This is a genomic window from Pseudomonas sp. PA27(2017) (assembly GCF_001945445.1).
GTDB lineage: Bacteria > Pseudomonadota > Gammaproteobacteria > Pseudomonadales > Pseudomonadaceae > Aquipseudomonas.
Genome location: NZ_MSXW01000009.1, coordinates 90266 through 114464, shown reverse-complemented (window position 1 = coordinate 114464; position 24199 = coordinate 90266). Strand labels below are relative to the sequence as shown.

The 24199-nt window shown below is 64.8% G+C and carries 22 protein-coding genes; 7 read left to right on the top strand and 15 right to left on the bottom strand.

From position 1 onward, the window contains the following. Positions 1-106 precede the first annotated feature (106 nt). The 7 genes from BVH06_RS04275 to BVH06_RS04245 all read left to right on the top strand — a co-directional run bounded on the left by BVH06_RS04275 (position 107) and on the right by BVH06_RS04245 (position 5754). A complete protein-coding gene (locus BVH06_RS04275) occupies positions 107-607 on the top strand; it encodes a Fur family transcriptional regulator (protein ID WP_075928838.1) in 501 nt (166 codons plus the stop codon). Next, complete coding sequence (gene znuC / locus BVH06_RS04270) at positions 604-1407, top strand: zinc ABC transporter ATP-binding protein ZnuC (RefSeq protein WP_075928839.1); 804 nt, start codon at positions 604-606, stop codon at positions 1405-1407. Before BVH06_RS04275 ends, znuC begins: the two co-directional genes overlap by 4 nt. After that, positions 1400-2188: a zinc ABC transporter permease subunit ZnuB gene (gene znuB, locus BVH06_RS04265; RefSeq protein WP_074886094.1), complete on the top strand. Its 789-nt coding sequence runs from the start codon at positions 1400-1402 to the stop codon at positions 2186-2188. Before znuC ends, znuB begins: the two co-directional genes overlap by 8 nt. A gap of 84 nt (positions 2189-2272) precedes the next feature. Next, complete coding sequence (locus tag BVH06_RS25680; protein ID WP_075933315.1) at positions 2273-3100, top strand: hypothetical protein; 828 nt, start codon at positions 2273-2275, stop codon at positions 3098-3100. A 147-nt stretch (positions 3101-3247) separates the two neighbouring features. Continuing rightward, entirely contained in the window at positions 3248-4252 is a 1005-nt protein-coding gene (locus BVH06_RS04255) for a methionine ABC transporter ATP-binding protein (protein ID WP_075933314.1), read from the top strand. Further along, a complete protein-coding gene (locus tag BVH06_RS04250; protein WP_139315565.1) occupies positions 4252-4917 on the top strand; it encodes a methionine ABC transporter permease in 666 nt (221 codons plus the stop codon). Before BVH06_RS04255 ends, BVH06_RS04250 begins: the two co-directional genes overlap by 1 nt. Positions 4918-4977: 60 nt before the next feature. Beyond that, entirely contained in the window at positions 4978-5754 is a 777-nt protein-coding gene (locus BVH06_RS04245; protein WP_075928843.1) for a MetQ/NlpA family ABC transporter substrate-binding protein, read from the top strand. Between the two features lie 79 nt (positions 5755-5833). Here the strand turns inward: BVH06_RS04245 and BVH06_RS04240 are convergent, their stop codons facing one another. The 15 genes from BVH06_RS04240 to BVH06_RS04170 all read right to left on the bottom strand — a co-directional run bounded on the left by BVH06_RS04240 (position 5834) and on the right by BVH06_RS04170 (position 24133). Beyond that, positions 5834-6265: a GFA family protein gene (locus BVH06_RS04240; RefSeq protein WP_075933312.1), complete on the bottom strand. Its 432-nt coding sequence runs from the start codon at positions 6263-6265 to the stop codon at positions 5834-5836. Between the two features lie 140 nt (positions 6266-6405). After that, on the bottom strand, positions 6406-6819 hold the full coding sequence (locus tag BVH06_RS04235) for a YbaN family protein (protein ID WP_075928845.1): 414 nt from the start codon (positions 6817-6819) through the stop codon (positions 6406-6408). After that, positions 6812-7405: a biliverdin-producing heme oxygenase gene (locus tag BVH06_RS04230; protein ID WP_075933311.1), complete on the bottom strand. Its 594-nt coding sequence runs from the start codon at positions 7403-7405 to the stop codon at positions 6812-6814. Before BVH06_RS04230 ends, BVH06_RS04235 begins: the two co-directional genes overlap by 8 nt. 90 nt (positions 7406-7495) lie before the next feature. Beyond that, on the bottom strand, positions 7496-8833 hold the full coding sequence (locus BVH06_RS04225) for a TolC family outer membrane protein (protein ID WP_075933310.1): 1338 nt from the start codon (positions 8831-8833) through the stop codon (positions 7496-7498). Beyond that, positions 8830-10158 carry an HlyD family type I secretion periplasmic adaptor subunit gene (locus tag BVH06_RS04220; RefSeq protein WP_305883397.1) on the bottom strand — a complete coding sequence of 443 codons (1329 nt, stop codon included), beginning with the start codon at positions 10156-10158 and terminating at the stop codon, positions 8830-8832. The genes BVH06_RS04225 and BVH06_RS04220 overlap by 4 nt, the downstream gene beginning before the upstream one ends. After that, a complete protein-coding gene (locus BVH06_RS04215; RefSeq protein ID WP_075933308.1) occupies positions 10155-11915 on the bottom strand; it encodes a type I secretion system permease/ATPase in 1761 nt (586 codons plus the stop codon). The genes BVH06_RS04220 and BVH06_RS04215 overlap by 4 nt, the downstream gene beginning before the upstream one ends. Before the next feature lie 188 nt (positions 11916-12103). Beyond that, positions 12104-12667, bottom strand: coding sequence for a heme acquisition protein HasA (locus BVH06_RS04210; protein ID WP_075928850.1), 564 nt, complete (start codon positions 12665-12667; stop codon positions 12104-12106). A 118-nt stretch (positions 12668-12785) separates the two neighbouring features. Next, entirely contained in the window at positions 12786-15782 is a 2997-nt protein-coding gene (locus BVH06_RS04205; protein ID WP_168172882.1) for a TonB-dependent receptor, read from the bottom strand. 192 nt (positions 15783-15974) lie between these two features. Then, positions 15975-16952 carry a FecR family protein gene (locus BVH06_RS04200; RefSeq protein ID WP_075933307.1) on the bottom strand — a complete coding sequence of 326 codons (978 nt, stop codon included), beginning with the start codon at positions 16950-16952 and terminating at the stop codon, positions 15975-15977. Between the two features lie 89 nt (positions 16953-17041). Beyond that, positions 17042-17545: an RNA polymerase sigma factor gene (locus BVH06_RS04195; RefSeq protein WP_075933306.1), complete on the bottom strand. Its 504-nt coding sequence runs from the start codon at positions 17543-17545 to the stop codon at positions 17042-17044. Between the two features lie 207 nt (positions 17546-17752). Then, on the bottom strand, positions 17753-18382 hold the full coding sequence (locus tag BVH06_RS04190; protein ID WP_075933305.1) for an SCO family protein: 630 nt from the start codon (positions 18380-18382) through the stop codon (positions 17753-17755). Between the two features lie 197 nt (positions 18383-18579). Next, positions 18580-20109: a SulP family inorganic anion transporter gene (locus tag BVH06_RS04185; protein WP_075928854.1), complete on the bottom strand. Its 1530-nt coding sequence runs from the start codon at positions 20107-20109 to the stop codon at positions 18580-18582. Between the two features lie 197 nt (positions 20110-20306). Then, positions 20307-21038, bottom strand: a complete 732-nt coding sequence (locus tag BVH06_RS04180; protein ID WP_075928855.1) for a carbonic anhydrase — start codon at positions 21036-21038, stop codon at positions 20307-20309. 371 nt (positions 21039-21409) lie between these two features. Then, complete coding sequence (pgi, locus tag BVH06_RS04175) at positions 21410-23074, bottom strand: glucose-6-phosphate isomerase (RefSeq protein ID WP_075928856.1); 1665 nt, start codon at positions 23072-23074, stop codon at positions 21410-21412. Positions 23075-23197: 123 nt separating this feature from the next. Continuing rightward, positions 23198-24133, bottom strand: coding sequence for a carbohydrate kinase (locus tag BVH06_RS04170; RefSeq protein WP_075928857.1), 936 nt, complete (start codon positions 24131-24133; stop codon positions 23198-23200). Positions 24134-24199 lie beyond the last annotated feature (66 nt).

Below are 24199 nucleotides of genomic sequence, written 5' to 3'. Positions count from 1 at the left end.
TCTTTATGCCCATCGTCGAAACGCATCGACGGGCTGACTGGCCGATGCGTGGCGCCGGGCGGCCAATGCGTAATAGAATAACGTCCTACGTTTCGAGGCCCACGCCATGTACAAACCCGCCAGCGTCGTGCCGCCACTGGCATCGCGCCCCCACGATCACTCCCACTGCGTCAGCCATGCGCTGGCCGAAGCCGAGGCCATCTGCGCGCGCCAGGGCCTGCGCCTGACCGCCCTGCGCAAGCGCGTGCTGGAGCTGGTCTGGGCCAGCCACAAGCCGCTGGGCGCCTACGACATTCTCGGCGTGCTCAGCGAGGAAGACGGCCGCCGCGCCGCGCCGCCAACGGTCTACCGAGCCCTGGATTTCCTGCTGGAAAACGGCTTGGTGCACCGCATCGCCTCGCTCAACGCCTTCGTCGGCTGCAGCCACCCGGCCCACGCACACCAGAGTCAGTTCCTGATCTGCCGCAGTTGCAGCGCCGCCGTCGAGCTCGAGCAGACCGCCATCAGCGACGCCATCGTGCGCGGCGCCAAGGGCGTTGGCTTCGCGGTGGAAAACCAGACCGTGGAAGTCGTCGGCCTGTGCGCAGGCTGCCAAGGCAAGAAATGAGCGACGCGCTGATTCGCCTCGAAGGCGTGACTGTCGGTTTCACCGGGCAGACCGTGCTCGACAAGGTCGAGCTGACCATCCAGCCCGGCCAGATCGTTACCCTGATCGGCCCGAACGGCGCCGGCAAGACCACTCTGGTACGCGCCGTGCTCGGCCTGCTCACTCCGGACAGCGGCACGGTGTGGCGCAAGCCGAAGCTGCGCATCGGCTATATGCCGCAGAAGCTGCATGTCGACCCGACCCTGCCGCTCAGCGTGCTGCGCTTCCTGCGTCTGGTGCCGGGCGTCGATCGCGCTCGTGCCCAGGCCGCTCTGGCCGAAGTGGGCGCCAGCCAGGTGCTCGACAGCCCGCTGCAAGGCATTTCCGGTGGGGAGATGCAGCGTGTGCTGCTGGCCCGTGCGCTGCTGCGTGAGCCGCAATTGCTGGTGCTCGACGAGCCAGTGCAGGGCGTCGACGTGGCCGGCCAGGCCGAGCTGTACCGGCTGATCACCCGCCTGCGCGACCGCCATGGCTGCGGCGTGCTGATGGTTTCCCACGACCTGCACCTGGTGATGAGCACCACCGACCAGGTGGTCTGCCTGAACCGCCACGTATGCTGCTCGGGCCATCCGGAGCAGGTCAGCTTCGATCCGGCCTTCGTCGAACTGTTCGGCCGCGACGCCCAGAGCCTGGCCGTGTATCACCACCACCATGACCACGAACACGACCTGCACGGCAGCGTGGTCAGCGACGAACCGGGCCTGACCATCCACGGACCGGTCCGCCCTCACGTACATGGAGACGGCTGCAAGCATGGCTGATTTTCTGCTCAACGCCCTGCTCGCCGGTCTCGCCCTGGCCCTGGTCGCCGGCCCTCTCGGTTCCTTCGTGGTGTGGCGGCGCATGGCCTACTTCGGCGATACCCTGTCCCATGCCGCCCTGTTGGGCGTGGCACTGGGGCTGATGCTGGACGTCAACCCGACCTTCGCGGTGACCGTCGGCTGCGTGCTGCTGGCGATCCTGCTGGTGACCCTGCAGACCCGCCAGCCGTTGGCCAGCGATACCCTGCTCGGCATCCTCGCCCACAGCACTTTGTCGCTGGGCCTGGTAGTGCTGAGCTTCATGCGTGACGTGCGCATCGACCTGATGGGCTACCTGTTCGGCGACCTGCTGGCGGTGAGCCCTACGGATCTGGCCTGGATCCTCGCCGGCAGCGCCCTGGTGCTGGTGCTGCTGGTGCTGATGTGGCGTCCGCTGCTGGCGATCACCGTGCACGAGGAACTGGCACGCGTGGAAGGCCTGCCGGTAGCCGCCATCCGCCTTGGCCTGATGCTGCTGATCGCCATCGTCATCGCCGTGGCCATGAAGATCGTCGGCGTGCTGCTGATCACCTCGCTGCTGATCATTCCCGCCGCCGCCGCCCAGCGGCACGCCCGCACGCCTGAGCAGATGGCCTTCGGTGCCAGCCTGCTGGGCATCATTGCGGTGTGTTGTGGTCTGAGCCTGTCATGGTTCAAGGACACGCCGGCCGGGCCATCGATCGTGGTGTCGGCCGCCAGCCTGTTCCTGCTGAGCTTTCTGCTGCCACGCCGCAAGGCCTGACACCCCGCCGTGATGGCACATTTGGTGGCCCGCCGGCCGCCGTGTAGAATTGCGTATTTTTTGCACAAACCGAGACCCGCAGCCATGACATCGTTCCCTTTACGCTGCGCCGCCCTGGCCGTACTGGCCCTGCTGACTATTGGCTGCCAAAGCCAGCAGGCAGCCGAGCCGGCGCCGGCCCCGGCCGAAGCTGCCGCAGCCCCGGGCGCCCAGGAGCAGTTCGAGGCACATCTGGCCGCCGGCCAGCTGGCCGAGGCCGAAGCCCAGTTACCAGCGCTGCAGGCAGAAGGCGATTCCGCTGCACAGTTGCAGGCCCAGCGCCAGCTATCCGAGGCGTACCTGCAGGAAGGCCAGAAGGCCCTGGAAGCCGGCGATCTGGACAAGGCCGCTAAATCCCTGGCCCACGCGCGCACCCTGATGCCCAAGGCGCCAGCCCTGACCACCGGGCTGGATGGCGCCATCGGCAAGGCCCGCCAAGCCGAACTGAGCGCCGTAGAACAGGCGCGCCAAGCCGGTGAACAGGCCCAGGCAGCACGCCAGGAGCAACTACGCCTGCTGCGCCAGGCCGCCGAAGCGCAAGCTGCCGCCAGCCGTGCGGCCGATGGCGCACCCGCGCAGGTGCCGGCGCAATTGATCGACCCGGCAGACAAGCGCAGCGACGTCAGCCTGGCGATGCTCGACAGCCGTGACGAGGCGGCGCTGTTCGAGCGCCTGGATGCCGTGGCCGCCGATGTGGTGGCCTTCGACCGCAGCGTACAGGTCCAGGTACGCAGCGCCGAAGATCTGCGCCGTGTGACGGCCCTGCTCGAAGCTCGGGTGATGAAGCTCCATCCGACGTTCAAACTTGTACTCAGCCACGCCGTCAAACCGGTTCAGGTACCGCGCCTGATCTTGCGCGCTCGAGGCCAATAAGGTTTCGAACCGGGCTCGAATCCAGCTTTTTAGATATAAACATAGGCCTACAAAGATTTTTGAGGTCTAAGCAGCGCCGGGTAAACTGGCAATCATTTTTATGCTTATGCCTACCCGGCAGAACGAAGAACCCAAAAGGTTTAACGCGTGATCGACTTTCATCAGGTTCACAAGGCGTATCGCGTCAGTGGCCGCGATATTCCCGCCCTGCAACCCTGCGACCTGCATATCGAACGTGGCGAAGTGTTCGGCATCATCGGCCATTCCGGTGCTGGCAAGAGCACCCTGCTGCGCCTGATCAACCGCCTCGAGGAGCCCTCCGGCGGGCGCATCGACATCGACGGCGTGTATGTCACCGCCCTGGGCGCCGACGGCCTGCGCAAGTTCCGTCAGCAAGTGGGCATGATCTTCCAGCACTTCAACCTGCTGTCTTCCAAGACCGTTGCCGCCAACGTCGGCATGCCGCTGAAACTGGCGGGCGTGCCGGCCAGGGAAATCGACCAGCGCGTCGCCGCCCTGCTCGAGCGCGTCGGTCTCAAGGACCACGCCAGCAAGTACCCAGCGCAACTCTCCGGCGGCCAGAAGCAGCGTGTCGGCATCGCCCGCGCCCTGGCCACGCGGCCGAAAATCCTGCTGTGCGACGAGGCCACCAGCGCCCTCGACCCGCAGACCACCGCCTCGGTGTTACAGCTGCTGGCCGAGATCAACCGCGAACTGGGCCTGACCATCGTGCTGATCACCCACGAGATGGATGTGATTCGTCGTGTCTGCGACCGCGTGGCGGTCATGGATGCCGGCGTGATCGTCGAACAGGGCCCGGTAGCCGAGGTGTTTCTGCACCCGCAGCACGCCACCACCAAACGCTTCGTGCAGGAAGCCGAGCATGTCGACGAGGACGACCAACGCGATGACTTCGCCCATGTGCAGGGCCGCATCCTGCGCCTGACCTTCATCGGCGAGTCCACCTATTCGCCGGTTCTCGGCCAGGTGGCGCGGGAAACCGGCATCGACTACAGCATCCTCGCCGGACGCATCGACCGCATCAAGGACACGCCCTACGGCCAGTTGACCCTGGCGCTGACCGGCGGCGACATCGACGCCGCCCTCGCCCGCTTCGAAGCGGCTGACGTGCACCTGGAGGTCCTGCGCTGATGGAAACCCTGCTCCCCAACGTCGACTGGCTGGAAATCTGGCAGGCCAGTCTCGATACCCTGAACATGCTCGGCGGCTCCATGCTGTTCACCGTGCTGTTCGGCCTGCCCCTGGGCGTGTTGCTGTTCCTGACCGGCCCGCGGCAGATGTTCGAACAGAAAGGCCTGTACGCGGTGATTTCCCTGGTGGTGAACGTGCTGCGTTCGGTGCCGTTCGTGATCCTGCTGATCCTGCTGATCCCGGTCACGGTGGTGATCACCGGCACCTCCCTGGGCGTCGCCGGTGCCATTCCACCGCTGGTGGTCGGCGCCACGCCGTTCTTCGCGCGCCTGGTGGAAACCGCCCTGCGCGAGGTCGACCGCGGCATCATCGAGGCGACCCAATCGATGGGGGCCAGCACCCGGCAAATCATCTTCAACGCCCTGCTGCCCGAAGCCCTGCCCGGCATCCTGGCGGCCATCACCGTCACCGCCATCACCCTGGTGTCCTACACCGCGATGAGCGGCCTGATCGGCGGCGGCGGCCTGGGCGATCTGGCGGTGCGTTACGGCTATCAGCGTTACCAGCCGGACGTGATGTTCGTGACCGTGGCGCTGCTGGTGGTGCTCGTACAGATTCTGCAAACCATCGGCGACCGCCTGGTGGTGCATTTTTCCCGTAAATGAAACAGCTGGAAGGGCCAGCGGCAGCGTGCCGCCACGCCATCTCACTTCAAGGAGTCAACGATGAAAAAACTGCTCACTGCCCTGGCTGTCGTCGCAGCCTTCTCCAGCGCCGCCCAGGCTGAAACCCTGCGCGTCGCCGCATCGGCCGTCCCGCACGCCGAGATCCTCGATTTCGTCAAACCGGCCCTGGCCAAGGAAGGCGTGGAACTGGACGTGAAAGTCTTCACCGACTACGTGCAGCCCAACGTGCAGGTCGCCGAGAAACGCCTGGACGCCAACTTCTTCCAGCACCAGCCGTACCTGGACGAGTTCAACAAGAGCCGTGGCACCAGCCTGGTCAGCGTCGGTGGCGTGCATGTCGAGCCGTTCGGCGCTTACTCCAGCAAGATCAAGGACCTCAAAGACCTGCCGCAAGGCGCCAACGTGGTGATCCCCAACGACGCCACCAACGGCGGCCGCGCTCTGCTGCTGCTGCAGAAGGCTGGCGTGATCACCCTGAAGGATCCGACCAACATCCTGTCCACGCCGAAGGACATCGCCGAGAACCCGAAAGGCATCAAGGTGCGTGAACTGGAAGCCGCGACCCTGCCGCGCGTACTGACCCAGGTCGACCTGGCGCTGATCAACACCAACTACGCCCTGGAAGCCAAGCTGAACCCGACCGAGGACGCCCTGGCCATCGAAGGCAGCGACTCGCCGTACGTGAACATTCTGGTGACCCGCGAAGACAACAAGGACAGCCCGGCCGTGCAGAAGCTGGTCAAGGCCCTGCACAGCGATGAAGTGAAAGCCTTCATCCTGGAAAAATACAAAGGCGCGGTGGTTCCGGCGTTCTGATCGCCGCTACGCAACCGTTGCATCCAATGCCGCGTCGCCTCCGGGCCACGCGGCATTTTCATATCTTTGGCCCGGGTTCTCAGTCGGCGGGAATGAAGCGCAGCACCCCGGCCTGTCGCGGGCCAGCTCCGCTGGGATCGTCCTTGGGATGGGCGATGCCATCGCTGACCGGCACTTCCTCGAAATCGAACGGGCTGATGCCCTCCAGGCAGGCGACGTTGACGCCGTACTGATGGGGATTGGAGCGACGCTGGTGGTGGGTGTAGATACCGCAACGCGAGCAGAAGAAATGCTCGGCGCTCCCGGTATTGAAACGATAGGTGGTCAGCAGCTGCGCACCTTGAAGAATCCGAAAGCCGGCCAGCTCGGCCGAAACCGCTACCGCGCCGCGCATCCGGCAATAGGAACAGGTGCAGCGCCGTGCCGTATGCAGGCCGTCGCTGAGCGCCACGTGAAAGCGCACGCCGCCGCAATGGCAGGCGCCGTTGATCTCGCCGATATCCTTGTTCATCGCCAGGCCCTCGTTCGCACAAGCGCACAGCATAGGCTAAATACCGAACAGGTAGCCTGGCGTTGCACTTAGCGATACTCAGGAACAGTTGTCCCAACTACTTCCGATCTACCCTGGGTATCGCTGCGCTCAACCACGGGCTACGAGACATGATGGTCTTTGCGGGGGCGCTCTGGCCGTGACCAGATCCACAGTGCGCCGCAACTCATGCCCAGCCCGGCGAAGATCACTGACGGTGTATGCGCTACCGTGAGAACCATGATGGCGAACGCCACCAACATGCTCAGGCTGGCCGCCAGCTTGGTACGCCGAGTGATCACACCACCGTCTCGCCAGTTGCGCAGCAGCGGGCCGAACAGCCGGTGGTTTTCCAGCCAGGCGCTGAGCCGCGGCGAACTGCGCGACGCGGCCCAGGCGGCCAGCAGCACGAACTCGGTGGTCGGCAGACCAGGCACCAGTACACCGACTGCCGCCATGCCAATGCTCAGGTAGGCGAGCGCCAGCCACAGCCAGCGCGTCCAGCCGCTGGCCAGCGCCCCAGGCGTATCAGGCAAAGCAGCGCTCCAGGTGCTCGGTGAAACGCTCGAAGGCGGCGATGGCGGCAGCTTCGGCCTCGCGTTCCTGGCGCTCGTCCAGCTCGACGCCGTCGAGGGTTGCCACGAAGCTTTTCCAGCCTTGCGCCCGGCCGCCCTCGGGCTCGCCCAGATGCCGCGCCCCGAACGTTTCGCTCAGGCCCAGAGCGGGCATGCGCTTGAGCAGGAAGGCCGCGCCCAGCTTGGAACCCTCGGACACGAACAACCAGGCCAGCGCGGCACCGAGCCCGAGCGAACGGCTGCGGATGGCCTCGTCACCCTCGGGAATCGGCAAACCGAGATCAGCCAGATCCAGACGCGCCTGCTGGAGTCGGCAACGGGCGGGCAGGTCCGGTATCAACGCGACCAAAGCCGGATCGTTGTAAAGCGTCTCCAGGTCGTACTGGAACAGGTACTGCGCGGCGACGAAGCGCGCGAAACGCTCCGGGCTGCCGAACGGATCATGGCTCTTCACCAGAGTATCGAGCTTGCCATGAGGCTCGTGGGTCAACTGGTTCAGGCGTTGCGAACGCAGAGGGTGGGCAAGCTGTGCCGGTTGGGCGGTCATCGTTCTCTCCTTGGACGGGGCCTGCCGAGCGGTGCTCGGGATAGTCTAGATAAATGACGAATCAGCTGCGCAAAGTCGGTAATGCGCCCCTTACCCCTGAGCTGGAAAGTAGCGGTTCAAGTGGCGCAGATCCGCCTCCCCCAGCACTCCCGCCAGGTAACGAAGTTGCAGCCAGGCCCGCAGGTAGCCGTGGCGCGCCTCGGCCAGATCGCGACGTGCGCCGTAGAGTTGCTGTTCGGCATCGAGCACGTCGCGGTTGACCCGTTCGCCACCGGTCACGCTCTTGCGGGTCGCGTCGGTCAGCGCACTTGCCGACTCGACCGCCAGCTCATAGGCGCGCACCTTGGCCGTGCTGCTGGCGCACAGGTTGAACTGCCGACGCAGGTCGACGAGCACTTCGTCGCGCCGGGCATCGAGTTCATAGCGAGCCTGCTCAAAGGACGCCGAAGCCTGACGCCTGGCCGCCGAAACGCCGCCGCCAGCGAACAGCGGCATGCTGAGCTGGATACCGATGCTGTCGGTGTCGTATTTCTGGTTGTAGGTGCTTTCCGAGTCGGAACGGGTTTGCCGCGAGGTGGCGTACAACCCCAGCGTTGGCAGGTGTCCGGCACGCTGACGCTCGACCTCTTGCTCAGCCACGGTCAGTCCGTGACGCTGGCCGGCGAGGTCGGCATTGTGCACCAGGGCCATATCGCGCCACCCTTCGAAGCGCGCCGGTGCCAAGGGCTCGGCGCTGAACGGGCCGCTCAATGGTGCCAATTGCTGCAGCTCCACCGGCTCGCCGATGATCGCCTGCAGCTCGCGCAGCGCGACGTCCAGCGCATCCTGCGCCTCGATCTCCTGCGCGCGGGACAGATCATGGCGGGCGCGGGTTTCCAGCAGATCGGTATGGGTACCCTCGCCGGCTTCGAAGGTGCGCTGGTTGAGCTCGAGCTGCTCGGCATAGGCGCGCCGCTGGGCCGCTGCCAGCTCGATCTGCTCGCCGGCCAGCAAGGCCTGGCTGTAGGCCGCGAAGACGCGCACCACCAGTTCCTGACCACGGCCGCGCAAGCGCTCGTCGGCCAATGCCGCCTTGGCGACGCCCTGGCGGTATTCGGCCCAGGCGGCGTAGTCGAACAAGGGCTGCTGCAAGGTCAGCGTCGAGGAATAACTATCGTAGTCGCGGTCGAGGGTCACATCGCCAGAGGTCACCTCGGATTCGTTACGAGCCTTGCGATAGTTGTAGGAAAGGCTCGGCAACAACCCGGCACGACCGATGGCCAGGTTTTCCGCACCGGCATCCCGCTCATGGGTGGCAGCGCGGAAGGTCGGGTCGTTGCGCAAGGCCAGGGCGTAGGCGTCCATCACACCGAATGCGAAGCTCGGCGCAGTCAGCAACGCACCAATCAGCAAAACCAGGAGCCTGACGGCGACGTTCGAAGGCTTCATTCTTCCACCAGCGCCATGTGGGTACGATCGGTCAGCGGCTTGAACAGGTAGTTGAGCAGTGAGCGCTCACCCGTGCGCACGAAGGCCTGCACCGGCATGCCGGGACGAATCGTCTGGCCCTGCAACTGGCGCAAGCCATCGTCATCCACCTGCACACGCAGCCTGTAGTAGGGCTGATCGGTCTTCTCGTCGAGCAGGCGATCGGCGGAAACCAGCGTCACCTTGCCGTTGACCCTTGGCGTGCGGCTCTGGTTGAAGGCAACGAACAGCAGCTCCACGTCCAAGCCCGGCTGCAGCTTGTCGACCAGTTCGACCGGGGCTCGGGCGTCGACCAGCAACGGCGCGTCCTGCGGGACGATCTCCATCAGCATCTGCCCTGGCGAAATCACCCCACCCTCGGTGAACACGTCGAGCCCGACCACGGTGCCCGCGGCCGGGGCACGGACTTCGCTGTGGGCCAGCTCGAAGTCGGCGGCGCTCAGTCGGCTACCCAGTTCCTCGACCCTGAGGCGGGCGTCGGCGAGTTGCTGACGCACGTCCTGCTGATATTCCTCGCTGCGCTGGGCGGCACGCAGGCGCAACTCGAGGATCTGCCGTTGGGTACGACCGATGGTGCCGAGATCCTGGGAGATGTCACCATTGAGCTGGGCATACAGTCGCTCGTTCTCGAGCAGACGATTGCGCGCCACGTAGCCATCACGCGCCAGCTCGCGCAGCCCCTGCAACTGCGTCTGCATGCTGAGGCGTTGCTCGTCCTTGTGCGCCCTGGCGGCCTGCAACCCTTGGAGCACGGCCTGACTGCCGGCAATGCTCTCCTGCAGGCCTTCGAGCTCCAGACGCAACGCGGCCCGACGGCTGGCGAGCAACTGGCGCTGCAGGGCGACGGTCGCCTCGACGCGGGGATCGGCCATGGCACTGACGCCAGCAGGCAGGGCGATTTCCGGCAGGCCATCGCGCTCGGCTTCCAGCCGGGCGGTGCTGATCAGCGCGCCGAGGTGCTGGACGAATAGCGCCTCGCGCTGAGCGCGGATCTGCGTGGCATCCATGCGCAGCAGTACCTGGCCGGCCTTGACCTGATCACCATCACGGACCAGCAGGCGCTGCACCACGCCGCCGGAAGGGTGCTGCACCGCCTGGCGATTGCCGGCGACCACCACATTGCCGCTGACCGCCACACCCTTGTCGAGCGGAGCCAGGCCGGCCCAGAGCAGAAAGCCGCCAAACCCGAGGGCCAGCAGCCAGCTGCCCATGCGCGAATAACGCCGCTCGTCGAGGGGCAGTACATCGGCCAACTGGCCTTCCTTGCGAAGCGATTCGCCCATCACGAGGCCACTCCCTGGCTGCCGTAGCTCATGCTGAACGTTGACGTGCTACGCACCGCAGCCGCGACCGGCGGCGCCTTGGGCTGCAGTTCCTGGAGCACTCGCTCGGCGGGCCCGAATGCCTGCATCTGCCCGGCGCGCAGCACCAGCAGCTTGTCGGTACTGGCCAGTAACGACGGCTTGTGGGCAATCAGCACCAGGGTGCGGCCTTGCCGCTTGGCCTCGGCGATGGCGGCCAGCAAGGCCTGTTCCCCTGGTTCGTCGAGATTCGAATTCGGCTCGTCGAGCACGATCAGCGCCGGCAACCCATAGAGCGCCCGGGCCAGGCCGATACGCTGCCGCTGCCCGCCGGACAATCCGGTTCCACCCTCGCCGAGAAGCGTGTCGTAGCCGTCGGCCAGTTGCAGGATCAGGTCATGCACCCCGGCCATGCGTGCCGCGGCGACCACCTTGTCCGGGTCCACCTCGGTAAAACGAGCGATATTCTCGGCCACGCTGCCGGCGAACAGCTGCACGTCCTGCGGCAGGTAGCCGATATGGGCACCGAGGGCGGTGCGGTCCCACTGTTGCAGGTCTGCGCCGTCCAGCCGAACCTTGCCGGTCTGTGCTGTGCTTACGCCTACCAGCAGGCGCGCCAGGGACGACTTGCCCGAGCCCGAAGGGCCGATCACACCGAGGACTTCCCCGACCTCCAGCGCGAAGCCGAGATTCACCAGGCATGGCGTGCGGGTTCCCGGGGCGAAGGCACTGAGTTGCTCGACACGCAGCGCGCCACGCGGCGTCGGCAGTGGCATCCCCGCCTGACGCCGCGGGTTGGCCGCAAGCAACGCCGACAGCCGCTCGTAGGCCAGCCGTGCATTGCTCCATTGCCGCCAGACACCGAGCACCTGGTCGATGGGTGCCAGCACCCGCCCCATGAGGATGGAGCCGGCGATCATCATGCCGGGCGTGATCAGCCCATCCAGCGCCAGCCAGGCACCCAGGCCCAGCACCAGTGACTGAAGTGCCAAGCGCACGTACTTGGACCAAGCACTGAAGGCGGCGGTCTTCTCGCTGGCCAGGTTCTGCTGGCCCAGAAAGCCGGCATGCAGGGCGAACCAGCGCTGGCGCAGGGCAGTGAGCATGCCCATCGACTCGATGGCTTCGGCCTGGCGCAGGTGGCCGGCGGCCTGCTGATTCGACGCGATGGACAGGCGCGCCGCCTCGCCGAGCGGCACCTGGGTCACGCGCTGGTTGAGCCAGGCCAACGTCACCAACACCAGCGCACCAACCAGGGCCAGCAAGCCGAGCCACGGGCTGAACAGAAAGATCACGCCCAGATACACCGGAAACCAGGGGGCATCGAAGAACGCGAACAGCGCATTGCCGGTCGCGAACTGGCGCAGGCTGGTGAGATCGTTCAGCGCTTGGGTCGAGGTCTGCCGGGTGTTCCCCAGGTTGGCGTCGAAGGTGGCGTCGAACACCCGCCCATTGAGGTACATGTCCAACTGTGTACCGAGGCGGATCACCAACAGGCTGCGAACCCACTCCAACGCGCCGGCGAACGCGAACAGGCCGACCACGATGAGGGTCAGCATCAGCAGGGTCATGGCGTTGCCCGAAGCGAGCACCCGGTCGTAGACCTGCAGCATGTACAGCGCAGGCGCCAGCATCAACAGATTGATCGCCGCCGAAAACAGGCCAACGTGCAGCAGCCCCGAGCGGCAGGCACGCAGGGCCTGAAGTATCTCGTTGCCAGCCGTGGGGACGGGCGCGCGCATGCAGGAACTCCTTGGCGCAGTGCCAGGCGCAGCACGCCTGGCGGTATCCCCCGGAGCCATTGACGGGCGCCCGGGCGACACCCAGAATTGATGACCGTCACAGCCTGGGCCTTGGAAAACACGGGCCGTGACGGCGTTACCAGAGCGAACGGGATGACACATCCGTTCGCTTTTTCATTGCCGGATGATCAAGCCGCCAGCAGCAGCTCGGACTCGCTGAGCGAAGAACCCGCTGCGGTGATGATGTCGTCGGTCAGCCCGGCTGCTTCCAGCACGGCCAGCAGGCCGCCATCGTTCGGGGTGCCGGCACTGTCGGAGGCGCCTTCGACCGAACCGTTCATCAGCCCCCAGATCACGTCGTGCACGGCATTGTCACGGCCTTCCGCCGCGGTTGCGGTCAGCGGTGTGTTGCCGAAGTCGAAGGTGATCAGCGGGCTGGAAACGGTGCCGTTGGCATTCAGGCCGCCACCCAGGGTCACCTGCTGCAGGGTGCCGTACAGCGAGTGGCTGCTGAAGTTGTAGGACAGGTTGCCGACTGCCGAAAACGAGAACGAGCCGTTGTTGAGCGACATCGCGTAGGTATCACCGGACAAGCCAGACGCGACGCCATTGGTGTAGAAGCCGCCGGTGTTGGCCGGGTGCTGACCGGCAACGCCATTGGTTTCGTAAGCGCCCAACAATTCTGCAAGCGTGCCTCCCGAAGTGAAGCTGGTCGGGAAGTGGTCGGCATCGTAGCTATAGGAAATTGCCATCTTTGTTTCTCCTTGCTTGGCGATCGTTCGCCGGTTGATTGGCACCTCGCGGTACCGATTCGCACACCGTCACCGGTGTGCATCGAACAGGGCGGGCCATCACGGGCGACGACCCTACTCAGAACTGCAGTTCGAAGCCGCCCATCACGGTACGGCCGGGCCCATAGGATTTGACGAAGATGTCCGAGTAGCCCATGACGTAGCTGCGGTCGCGGATGTTCTCCACGGTGGCACGCAGCAGCAGGTTGCGGTTGATGCGATAGCTGGCGAACAGGTCCCAGGTGGTGTAGCTCGGCCACAGGTCGGTGCTCCAGCCCTTGGGTCGGCCGGCGGCGCTGTAGTTGAGGCGAGTACCCAGTTCCAGGCTTTCGTTCAGCCAGCGGGTGCCGAACACCCAGCTGCCGCGATCCATCGGCGAGTTGCGGGCGCTGTTCATGCCGAACACGTCTCCCCCGCAGTAGGTTTGGGCGTCCAGATAGGCCTGATAGGAGGGATATCCGGCGGCCAGGGCCTGGTTGCGAAGATCCGAATAGCTGCCGTCTTCCCGGGGCATGTCTTCGCGAATGTTGTCGCTGCCAAGCGGGTAGGTCTTCTGGCAGATATCGTTGTGGCCACCGATGACATGGGTGTAATTGACGCCGCTGTACCAACGCCGGGCGTCGTAGTCCAGTTCCAGCTCGACCCCGCGAAACTGCATCCGGGCCTGGTTATTGACGAACATGGTGTTGCCCAAGCCGCCGGTCCTGCCTGGCAGGGTATTGTTCATCGAGGTGATCAGGTAATTGTCGACGCGCGTGTCGTAGTACGTGACCTTGGCGTTGAACTGGTCGCCCAGCGTGACCAGGTCCAGCTTGCTGATATTGAAACCCACATCCCAACTGCGTGAGGTCTCAGGCTCCGCATAGGGGTTGGGGTACATGGTGGCGAAGGGATCGCCGGGATGGGAGCCCTCCATCAGCGACTCGGTCAGCGCCGGCGGCCGCCAGGACTTGCCCCAGCTGGCGAAGACTTCCAGCCAGTCCGTAGGGCGGTAGGCGGCGGCGAGGGTAGGCAGGAACTTGTCCAGGCTTTCGTCGACCTTGTACTCGCGCATACCGCTGTTGGACGACCAGGTACCATCATAGAGTCTCGCGTAGTAGCTGGGATCGGAGGTGGGATTGGCCAGTCTGGCCTGCAGCCCCGGGATGGTGGCGCAGGCACTCGCTCTGGTACGTGCCTGACGGGCCAGGCGTGCCTCTTCGCTCTGGCCGCGGATTACAGGCGCCACGTAGCTGGTGCAGCGTAGCTCGCTGCTAGCGATGGATTGCGTGAGCAAACGGTTGTAAACCTGGGCACGGTCTTCGTAGCTCCAGTCCGTAACGGGCACGCGAGTCTTGCCCTTGAGCCTGTAATAGTCATAACGCAGCCCACCCGCCAGCGTGACCTGCTCGGTTTCGAAGGTGAGGCTGCCAAAGGCGCTGGTGATGCTGCGCTTGCCGTTGGGGTTGAGGGTATTGGTGTCGCTACCCACTTCACGGCCCTGGCGGTTGTAGACGGTGTCCGAGGCGCCTCGGTCCTGGAAGTACTCCAGGCCATGGTTGAAGCGGAAACCCTCGACGCCAGCCAAGGCGAAGCGGGCGGTGTTGTCCAGGGTGAAGCCGATGGTGTCGATCTTGGTACGCGCATCGTTACCCAGCCCCGCCTCGCAGGCACTGGTCCAGGAACCGGGCACCGGGCTCTGGTCGCAGTAACCCAGTCGCCAGGCGGTCTCGGTCATGTCCACGCCGTCAGTGACGATCGGTCGGCCAGCAGCGGTGTCGCGCTGGTTTCGGGTGGTGACGTAGTAGAGCTTGGTCTTGAGATCAATCAACGGCGAGTCGGGATTGAAGCTGTAGTCCAGCCCGAACGATTGCGAGCGGGCACTGGCATCGCCGTATTTCTGCCAAGCCTCCTCACCGTCCCGTGCGGCGCCGTCGACCGGGTTGATCACCCGGCGATCGGACACGTTGGCATAGCTGAGGTCGGTATTGAGGTAGGTGAACTGCAGCGCCTGCTCAGGGTTGAGGGCAAAGCGCGCCTTGAACAGCTCCGAATCCTGCTCCTGACCGGAGAACTTGATGCGATCGACGACCTGCGTGATCGGGCGGTCGGAATCCTGAACGCCACCGAGCAGGAAATCGAAGTTCTCGCGGCGCGAACCCGGTGCGTAATCGCCAAAGCTGCGTCGGCTACGGGCAGCGAGCAGTTCCCAGCGATCACCGAAACGCCCGGCCACCGCTGCACTGCCGATGAAATTGACGCCATTGCCGTGGCCGCCCAGGCCGGTCATGCCGCGCAGGCGCGCGCCCTGGTCCTGGCCCGGCAGAATGATGTCGTCGACATTCAGGGTGCCGAAATTGGCGCTGCCGGCAATCGACGCGGCACCGGTGACGTCGGAGCGCGGGCCCTTCTCGATCACCACGCTGCTGATCAGCTCGGAATCCACGTAGAGCTGGCCATTGCGCTGCTGGTGGCCGTTCTCGTTGAAGTTCTGGCGCATGCCATCGATCATCGTGTTGACCCGGCCGAAGTCCTGCATGCCGCGGATGTTCACCGACAGGCCGGGGTCCTGAGCGCTCACCGCGCTGTACACGCCTGGCGTTTCGACCAGCATGTCGGCGGCATGCCGTGGCGGATTGCGGTCGAGCTGCTCGCGGGTGATCACGCTCACCGAGCGGGGCGTCTGGTAGATCCACTCGTTGCTGACGTCGTGGGTCGACTCGATCAGGGTCGTGTCGATCTGCAGGGTGCCGGCGACTTCGGCCAGGCGCTCCAGACTGACTCGCCGTTCACCGGTGAAGCTGTAGCTTACCGGCGACCCGCCAAGCAGTACGCGCAAGCCCTGCTCTGGCGCGTAAGGCCCTTTCAGCTCGTGGCTTTGCAGGCCAGCCAACTTACCGCTGTCGAAGAACACCTGGATCCCCGCCTGCTCGGCGAAGACGATCACGGCACTGCGCAGTGGCTGCGCCGGAATGTCGAAGTCGACCTGCTTGGCTGCTGAACCGCTGCCCACATTGATCTCGGCAGCCGCAGGCTGTTGAGCCCAGACGCTGCCGCCAGACGCCAGCACCATGCTGACCAGCAGGCTACCAGCCAACCCTCGCCAGCGCTGTATGCCGGGCGCTGTGCGGCTTGAATGACACGTTCCCTTGATGCCCATCGACCCTGCTCTTTTCTTGTGTTGATGTGTAATGAAAATCACTATCAACAAGCAAGACGATGCAGCCGGGCAAACTCAGTAAGCGTTTTTGAAAATTATTCGATCAGAGCCAAGTGCCAAGGCGCCTGTTCAGTAGATCAGGCTCAGGCCGGGCAGATCGGCATGGCGGGCCTTCAGCTCGCCAGTGAGAGTAGCGACTGCGCCGCCCAGCGAATCGAGGCGAAACACGCCACTGACCCGGCGCTGCGCCAGCCCGTCGCCAGCGACGAAGATGTGCCCGTCCCGGTACCGGTTGAGCTGAGTCACCACCTGCTGCAACGGCACCTGATCGAAAATCAGCAGGCCGCGCTGCCAACTGCTGGCCCGCGATAGCTCCAGACTCAGGCGTTCGAGGCGCCCGTCAGCCTCGACCCGCGCACTCTGCCCCTGCTCGAGAACCAGGCTCTGGCCGTGTTTGCTGACTGCGACCCGGTGCTGCATGACGCCGACGAGCATCTGCCCGCCATCCTCGCGACTGACCAGAAAGCGTGTGCCCAGCGCCTGGGCCTTGCCCCCGTTACTGTCGACGATGAAGGGTCGCGTTTCCTGTGGCCCAACGGGCGCCGTCTGGAATACCGCCGAGCCGGCGAGCAACTCGATACGCCGGGCCTGAGGCGTATAGTCCAGGCGTATGGCGCTGCGTGCATCGAGTGTCGCCAGGCTGCCGTCAGGCAATTCGACGGTGCGCACCTCACCGGTAGCGGTGCGGTGATCGGCGACCAACGGCAGGTACACCGCAGGCGCCTGGTTCCAGCCGATCAGGGTGACGACCCCAGCCAGCGAGGCGCTGCTCAACCAGCGCAGCACACGGCGGGTGCGGCGCCTGGGCGTAGCGATCGGTCGGGCCGGCGAGCGACGCGGCGCCTCGGCAACCGGCTCTTGCAGGCTGGCCAGATCGCCCCAGGTACGCCTGGCGAACTGCAGGGCAGCACCGTGGCGCGGATCGAGGGCGAGCCACGCCTGTAGCGCCTGCTGCTCGTGCTCGTCGAGTGGCGAGTCGCTCATGCGCACCGCCCACTCGGCAGCAGCCTGGCGAATCCCGCGATCCTGCAGGTCTGGGCTATTCACGTGTGCTCTCGGCTTTCTCTTGTAAGACTGAAGACGCTCAGGCGGCTGTTTTACCGTAAAAGTTTCCGACCATGACGGTATTTTTGCCATCACGAGCCTGCGCCGAGGCGCTCCATGACGTGAGACAACGCTCTGGACAGATGCTTTTGCACCGAGCTGTCGCTGATTTCCAGGCGCCTGGCGACCTCTGCGTGGGTCAGCCCCTCTATGCGGTTGAGGTGAAAGATTTCGCGGGTTCGCGGTGGCAGCTCGGCCACCGCACGCTGCAACAGCTCCATACGTTGCTGCCTCTCGGTGGTGTCTTCCAGGCTATCGACTTCATCCTCGACAGCATTGAGCACATCGTCGCCGACCAGGTCGGTCTTGCGCCGCTCCTGCTGGCGGAGGTGGTCGATCAGCAAATTGCGCGCGGTGCGGTAGAGATAGGCTGGCGTATTGTCGATATGGTCGTGACGCGCCTGTTCGCTCAGACGCAGGAAACTCTCCTGGACCAGATCGGCAGCCAGGTGCGGGTCACGACTCTTGCGCAGCAAAAAGCTTTGCAGAGCGCGGGCGTGCTGCTGAAAGAGGCCTTTGAGATCCAGATCCGACACTCGTCATACCTGACCTGAGCGGAAAGAGGCGGCATATTACCGACAGATGAGAATAGTTTTCAATTATCATTTTTAGCCGGGCATTGCCGTCGCCTGAGTTGCTCGTGAAAGAGCGCCAGGCATCGATCGCAAGAAAGAGGGCCAGAATTTCAGCCCGGCTGATGCCGAGCAGTGCACATGAAAATGGTACCCGCTGGGTCCCATTTTTCACTCGCTGCCGACCAGCCCCGGCAGTTGCGCCGCCAACTTGTCGATGTTGATCGGCGCGCGGATGAAGCCGCGCTGGGTGCCGTCCGGGCCGATGACGGCCAGGTTGCCGCTGTGGTCGACAAGGTAGTTTTCCTTGCTGGTATCGGCCGGAATGTAGGGAATGCTCACTGCGTTGGAGAGCTTCTGGATGGTGTCCGGCTCGCCGTTCAGGCCCATGAAGCCGGCATTGAAGTAACCCAGGTACTTCTTCAATTGCTCCGGCGTATCACGGGCCGGGTCGACGCTCACCAGCACGATGCGCAGGTTGTTCCAGGTCTCTTCCGGGATCTGCGTGCGCAGTTGGCGCAGTTGCGCCAGGGTCGCCGGGCAGATGTCCGGGCAGAAGGTGTAGCCGAAGAACAACAGGCTCCACTGATCCTTGAGCTGGCCGGTGGAGAAGCTCTTGCCGTCCTGGTCGAGGAAATCCAGGGCAGGCACCTGGCGCGGCTGGGGCAGCATGACGATACCGGCGTCGAGCAGTGCAGCGGCGTCGTTGGACTTGCCGCGCAGCGCCTGGCTGGCGATCAGGCCGAGCACCAGGGCCACGGCAGCGATGAGGACGAATACGATGATGTGCTTGCGAGTCATGATGGCCACGATGGTCAGGGTGAAGGGTATCGCCCTGCATGATCCGATTCCCCGGCTCGGTGGCGGGGTGTACCTGGGCGGCACAGAATCGGCCATCTGGCGATGCGCAACGGGAAAAGGTACCAGATACGCAGCGCCAAGTGGCCTTCGACGCCTGCGGCCAGCTGTCACGCTGACCGCAGGCCGGGCACCTGAGCTCAGGCCACCGCGCGGCGCATGCTCAGCGCACGGCCCTCGAGGCGACGGGTCAGGCCATGGCGTTCGATCAGCAGCGCACCACCCTGCTGCTCGGCGGCGCGGCCCCAGTCGTCGAGCAGCTCCATGCAGGCATGGTCGACGTAGCTGAGCTTGTCGAGCGGCACGCGCAGGCGGGTGGTCGGCGCGATGCCTTCCAGCACGCTGGCCAGGTGCGGCACCTTGAGGAAGGTCGCCGAGCCGGTCAGGCGCAGCTCCGCCTCATCGGGGCCGATCTCGCTGAGGCTGACCTTCAGGCGCGAAGCCTTGCCGGCCAGCTTGACCAGGGTCAGGGCGAAGCCGATCAGCACGCCGGTCAGCAGGTCGACGGCGACGATGCCCAGGGCCGTGGCGGCATAGATGAATACCGGTGCGCGGCCATAGCGGCCCAGGCCGCGAATCGCCTTGATGTCGACCAGCTTGAAGCCGGTGTACACCAGCACGCCGCCCAGGCAGGCGATCGGGATGCTCTGCAGCACCGACGGCAGCAGCATGACGAAGGCCAGCAGCCAGGCGCCATGGAAAATGGTCGACATGCGGGTGCGGGCGCCGGCCTGTACGTTCGCCGAACTGCGCACGATCACGCCGGTCATCGGCAGCGCACCGAGCGCACCGCAGAGCATGTTGCCGATGCCCTGGGCGGACAGCTCACGGTCCAGGTTGGAGCGCGGCCCGTTGTGCATGCGATCCACCGCTGCCGCCGACAGCAGGGTTTCCGCACTGGCGATGAAGGCCACGACCACAGCCGCGAGAATGATGTGCGGGTTGGCCAGGTTGAGCAGATCGGCCGGTTGCACCCAGTCGATGGCATCGCTCAGGGTCGCCGGCACCTCGACGCGTGCCACGCCGAGCCCCAACCACAGGCTGATCAGGGTCATCAGCGTCACACCGATCAGCGCACCCGGCAGAAAGCGCAAACCCTGAGGGCGCAGCTTGTCCCACAGGAACATGCAGGTGATGGTGCCGAAGCCCAGCAACGCCGCCGCCATGGCACTGCCGCCACCGAGGCCGGGAATCGCCTGGCGCAGGGTGTCGGGGAAGGCCAGCAGATTGTCCAGCCCAGAGGCCTGGGGTTTCACGTCGAACATCACGTGCAGCTGCGAAAGCACGATGAGAATGCCGATCCCGGCGAGCATGCCGTACACCACGGCCGGTGCAGTGACACGAAACCAGCAACCCAGACGCAGGCGCCCGGCGATCAGCTGCAGCAGGCCAGCGAGCAGCAGAATCGGCCCGAGCATGGCGATACCGTGGGTGCGCACCAGCTCGAAGACCAGCACGGCCAGACCGGCCGCCGGGCCGCTGACCTGCAACGGTGAGCCGGCCAGCCAGCCGACCACCAGGCCACCGATGATGCCCGTGATCAGGCCCTTGGCCGGCGGCATGCCGGAAGCGATAGCAATGCCCATGCACAGCGGCAGGGCGACGAGGAAAACCACGATGGATGCCAGGGCATCGCGTGGCAGAGCGGATTTGAATGAGGCGAGGGTCATGGTGCGGTCTCCTGCAGATCCAGCGCACGAAAGGTCATGACGATGAGCCACGGCTCACCATCAGCAGGTGTAAGGCAGTCAAAACCCAAGAGGCTTGTTGCCAGGGGCAAGGCAACAAGCCCGAAAACGGCTGTCGATTGTGGGCGGTTAATCCGCGGGTCGATTCATGGCCACCGGGTGACGTCCTGTCATTAGCGTTACGAGGCCAGGTAACGGGCTCGCGGGCTGGCATTGGGGGTGGTTTCGCCATCGAGGGGCAGGAACTCGCCACGCTCGGCGTCATACGCCTTGATGGTGCAGTTCTCGATGTCGTAGACCCAGCCATGGATGAACAGCTGACCGGCGGCCAGACGTGCGGCGACAGAAGGATGGGTGCGCAGGTGATCGAGCTGGGCGACCACGTTTTCTTCGGTCAATACACCGAGTTCCTGGTGCTCGGCGCAGTTGCAGCTCTGCTGGGTGACGGTCTTGGCGACCTCGGCATGGCGCAGCCAGGCCTTGACGGTCGGCATGCGTTCGATGCTCTGCGGGTTGAGCACCGCCTTCATGGCGCCGCAATCGGAGTGGCCGCAGATGATGATGTGCTGCACGCCCAAGCCCATTACCGCGTATTCGATGGCAGTGGAAACGCCACCGTTCATCTGGCCGTAGGGCGGCACCACGTTGCCGACGTTACGGGTCACGAACAGCGAGCCGGGGTCGCTCTGGGTGATCAGCTCGGGGACGATACGCGAATCGGCGCAGGTGATGAACATGGCCCGGGGGCTCTGCTGGCGGGCCAGCTTGCTGAACAGCTCGCGCTGCTCGGGAAAGACATCGCTACGAAAACGCTGGAAGCCATCAAGCAGGGTTTGCAGGGCCTCATCTGCGCTCTGCTTGCCGGCTGCGGTGGGTGTGGCGGATCGGATGGAACGAATGCGCTCGCTCATGGTGCCTCCTGGTTTTCAGTCGTGATATTGACTTGCCATCTGATGGCAGTTTGCTTAGTGACTATTCAGTCACATCGCAGACGAACTTACCCATGAAGGCTTAAACCAACCTTAATCGCAAGGAACGCGATCAATATCGGCAGAGCATTTGTAACGACATGCCACCGGGGCCAGATCAGCGCCATGGCGCAGCCAACCGCTCTAGCATGGGCCTGATAATGTCCCATCTAAAAACCGACAGATGTCTTTCGTATTACAGCGCGGCACCTCTCATCAGAAATCGGCCGCGAGTGAGGTGAGGAAGGAATCGTCGGAAAACATGCCACATCCCGCACCAGCCAGCTGTGCGGGATGTGGGCAACGTTGCGGGATCAACCGCGGTGGCGGCCGCGGAAGAAGTCGATCAGGCCCTGGGTGGAGCCGTCCTCGGCGGCAACTTCATCGCTGCCGACCATGCGCGAGTAAACGCCCTTGCCCAGCTCCTTGCCCAGCTCCACGCCCCATTGGTCGAAGGCGTTGTTGCCCCAGATGACGCTCTGTACGAACACCTTGTGTTCGTACATGGCGATCAACGCGCCGAGGCGACGGGGGCTGACGCGCTCCATCACCAGGGTGTTGCTCGGCCGGTTGCCGGGGATCACCTTGTGCGGCGCCAGGCGCTGCACATCGTCCTCGCCCATGCCCTTGGCGCGCAGTTCGGCTTCCGCTTCCTCGCGGGACTTGCCGAGCATCAGCGCCTGGCTCTGCGACAGGCAGTTGGCGTATAGCCACTGATGGTGATCGGCCACCGGGTTGTAGCTGCTCACCGGCACGATGAAATCCGCCGGGATCAACTGGGTGCCCTGATGCAGAAGCTGGTGATAGGCGTGCTGGCCGTTGCAACCCACGCCACCCCAGATCACCGGGCCGGTCGCCACGCTGACCGGCTGGCCGTCGCCGCGCACGCTCTTGCCGTTGGACTCCATGTCCAGCTGCTGCAGGTGCTTGGTGATGTTACGCAGGTAGTGGTCGTACGGCAGGATGGCGTGGCTCTGGGCATTCCAGAAGTTGCCGTACCACACGCCCAGCAGGGCCAGCAGCACCGGCATGTTCTCCTCGAACGGCGCGGTCTTGAAGTGCTCGTCCATGCGATAAGCGCCGGACAGCAGCTCCTTGAAGTTGGACATGCCGATCGACAGGGCGATCGGCAAACCGATGGCCGACCACAGCGAGTAACGGCCGCCGACCCAATCCCACATCGGGAAAATGTTTTCCTCGCGGATGCCGAAGCCCACCGCCGCCTCGCGGTTGCTCGACACGGCGATGAAGTGGCGGTACAGCTCGGACTCCGAACCGCCCTGGGCCAGGTACCAGCCGCGGGCAGCCTGGGCGTTCTTCAGAGTTTCCAGGGTGCCGAAGGACTTCGACGAGACGATGAACAGGGTGGTCTCGGCGCGCAGTTTGGCGACCAGTTCGTGGAACTCGCTGCCGTCGATGTTGGCCAGGTAATGGCAGCGCACCCCGCGCTGGGCGAATGGCAGCAGCGCCTCGGAGACCAGCTGCGGGCCGAGGAAGGAACCGCCGATGCCGATGTTCACCACGTCGGTAATCGGCTTCTCGGTGTAGCCGCGCCACAGGCCGTTGTGGATACGCCCGACCAGCTCGGTCATCTGCTGCAGCACGCGCTGCACTTCGGGAACGATATCGACGCCGTCGACCTCGACCTTGTCGCCCAGTGGACGGCGCAGCGCGGTGTGCAGGGCCGGGCGTTTCTCGGTGTTGTTCAGCAGCTCGCCGTCGAACAGCGCGCGGATGCCCTTCTCCAGCCCCACTTCACGGGCCAGATTGACCAGCAGCTCGCGGGTCTCGGTATTGATCAGGTTCTTCGAGTAATCCAGGAACAGCCCGCAACCGCTCAGGCTGAAGGTCTCGAAACGCTTCGGGTCGGCGGCGAAGGCCTGGCGCATGCTGAAGCTGGCAAGGCGCTCACGGTGGGCGACCAGGGCTTGCCAGCTCGGTAGTTGGGTGACATCCAGCGATGAAGAAAGATACGGCATGAAGACTCCTTGGTTCGGGCCAGCCTCCTGGCCCTGCGAATTCGATTGCATGCCGTGGGACGCGTGCGTTGGCAAGTACGGCGTTGAAAATTGCCTACTACGCCTCGCGCCCCTCAACGGCCTTTACTGCGCCAGCTCATGCCGATACGGCAGTTGCGGGCCAACCCGCGAACAGGTCAGCGCCGCCGCCTGTACGGCGAAGTCGAGCATCGCCGCGAGCGCCTCGCGCGACACCGCGGCCAGGCCAGCCGGGCTATCCAGCCCATGCTGCACCAGGTAAGCGATGATCGCCGCCTGAAAGGTGTCCCCGGCGCCCACGGTGTCACGGGTGACCACCTGCCGTGCCGGTACCGACCACTGCCCATGCTGCCGGCTGAACACGCTTGCACCCTCGCTGCCGCGGGTCAGGAACACCAACTGGCAGCGCTGGGCCAACCAGCGCTCGATGCTCGTCGACGGTGAGACACCGGGATACAGCAGCTCCAGGTCCTCCTCGCTGACCTTGATCAGATGCGCGTGGGCGGCAAAAGATTCAATTCGCTGCCGCCAGCGTTCGATATCGGGTGCCGGATTGAGACGCACGTTGGGATCCAGGCTGATCAGCCGCCGCCCGCTCTCGCGCTCCACCAGCGCCAGCAGGGTGTCGCCAACCGGCGCCACCACCAGCGAATAGGAGCCCACGTGCAGGCCACTGACCGTTTCGTCGAGTAGCGGCAGGTGCCCGGCCAGCACCTGGCGATCGGCGCAGCCTTCACCACGGAACATGTACTGCGGCGAACCCTTGGCATCCAGCGCGACCATGGCCATCGTGGTCGGCGCGTCGCTGGCGATCAGGTAACGATCACTGACGCCCTCTTCGCTCAGCACCTGGCGCAGGCGCTGTCCGAGGTAGTCGCTGGAGATGCCGCCGAATAGCGCCGACTCGACGCCGAGGCGGCGCAGGCCGACCGCCACGTTGAACGGCGAGCCGCCGGCCAGGGCCTTGAAATTCAGCTCGCTGCTGCGCTCGCCGGGGTTGCAGAAGAAATCGAACAGGGCTTCGCCGCATACCAGGTACATGGGATCTCCGCGTCACGGAACAGGCGCATTCGCGCAGGAAAGGGGCCGGTGGCGACAGGCCACCGG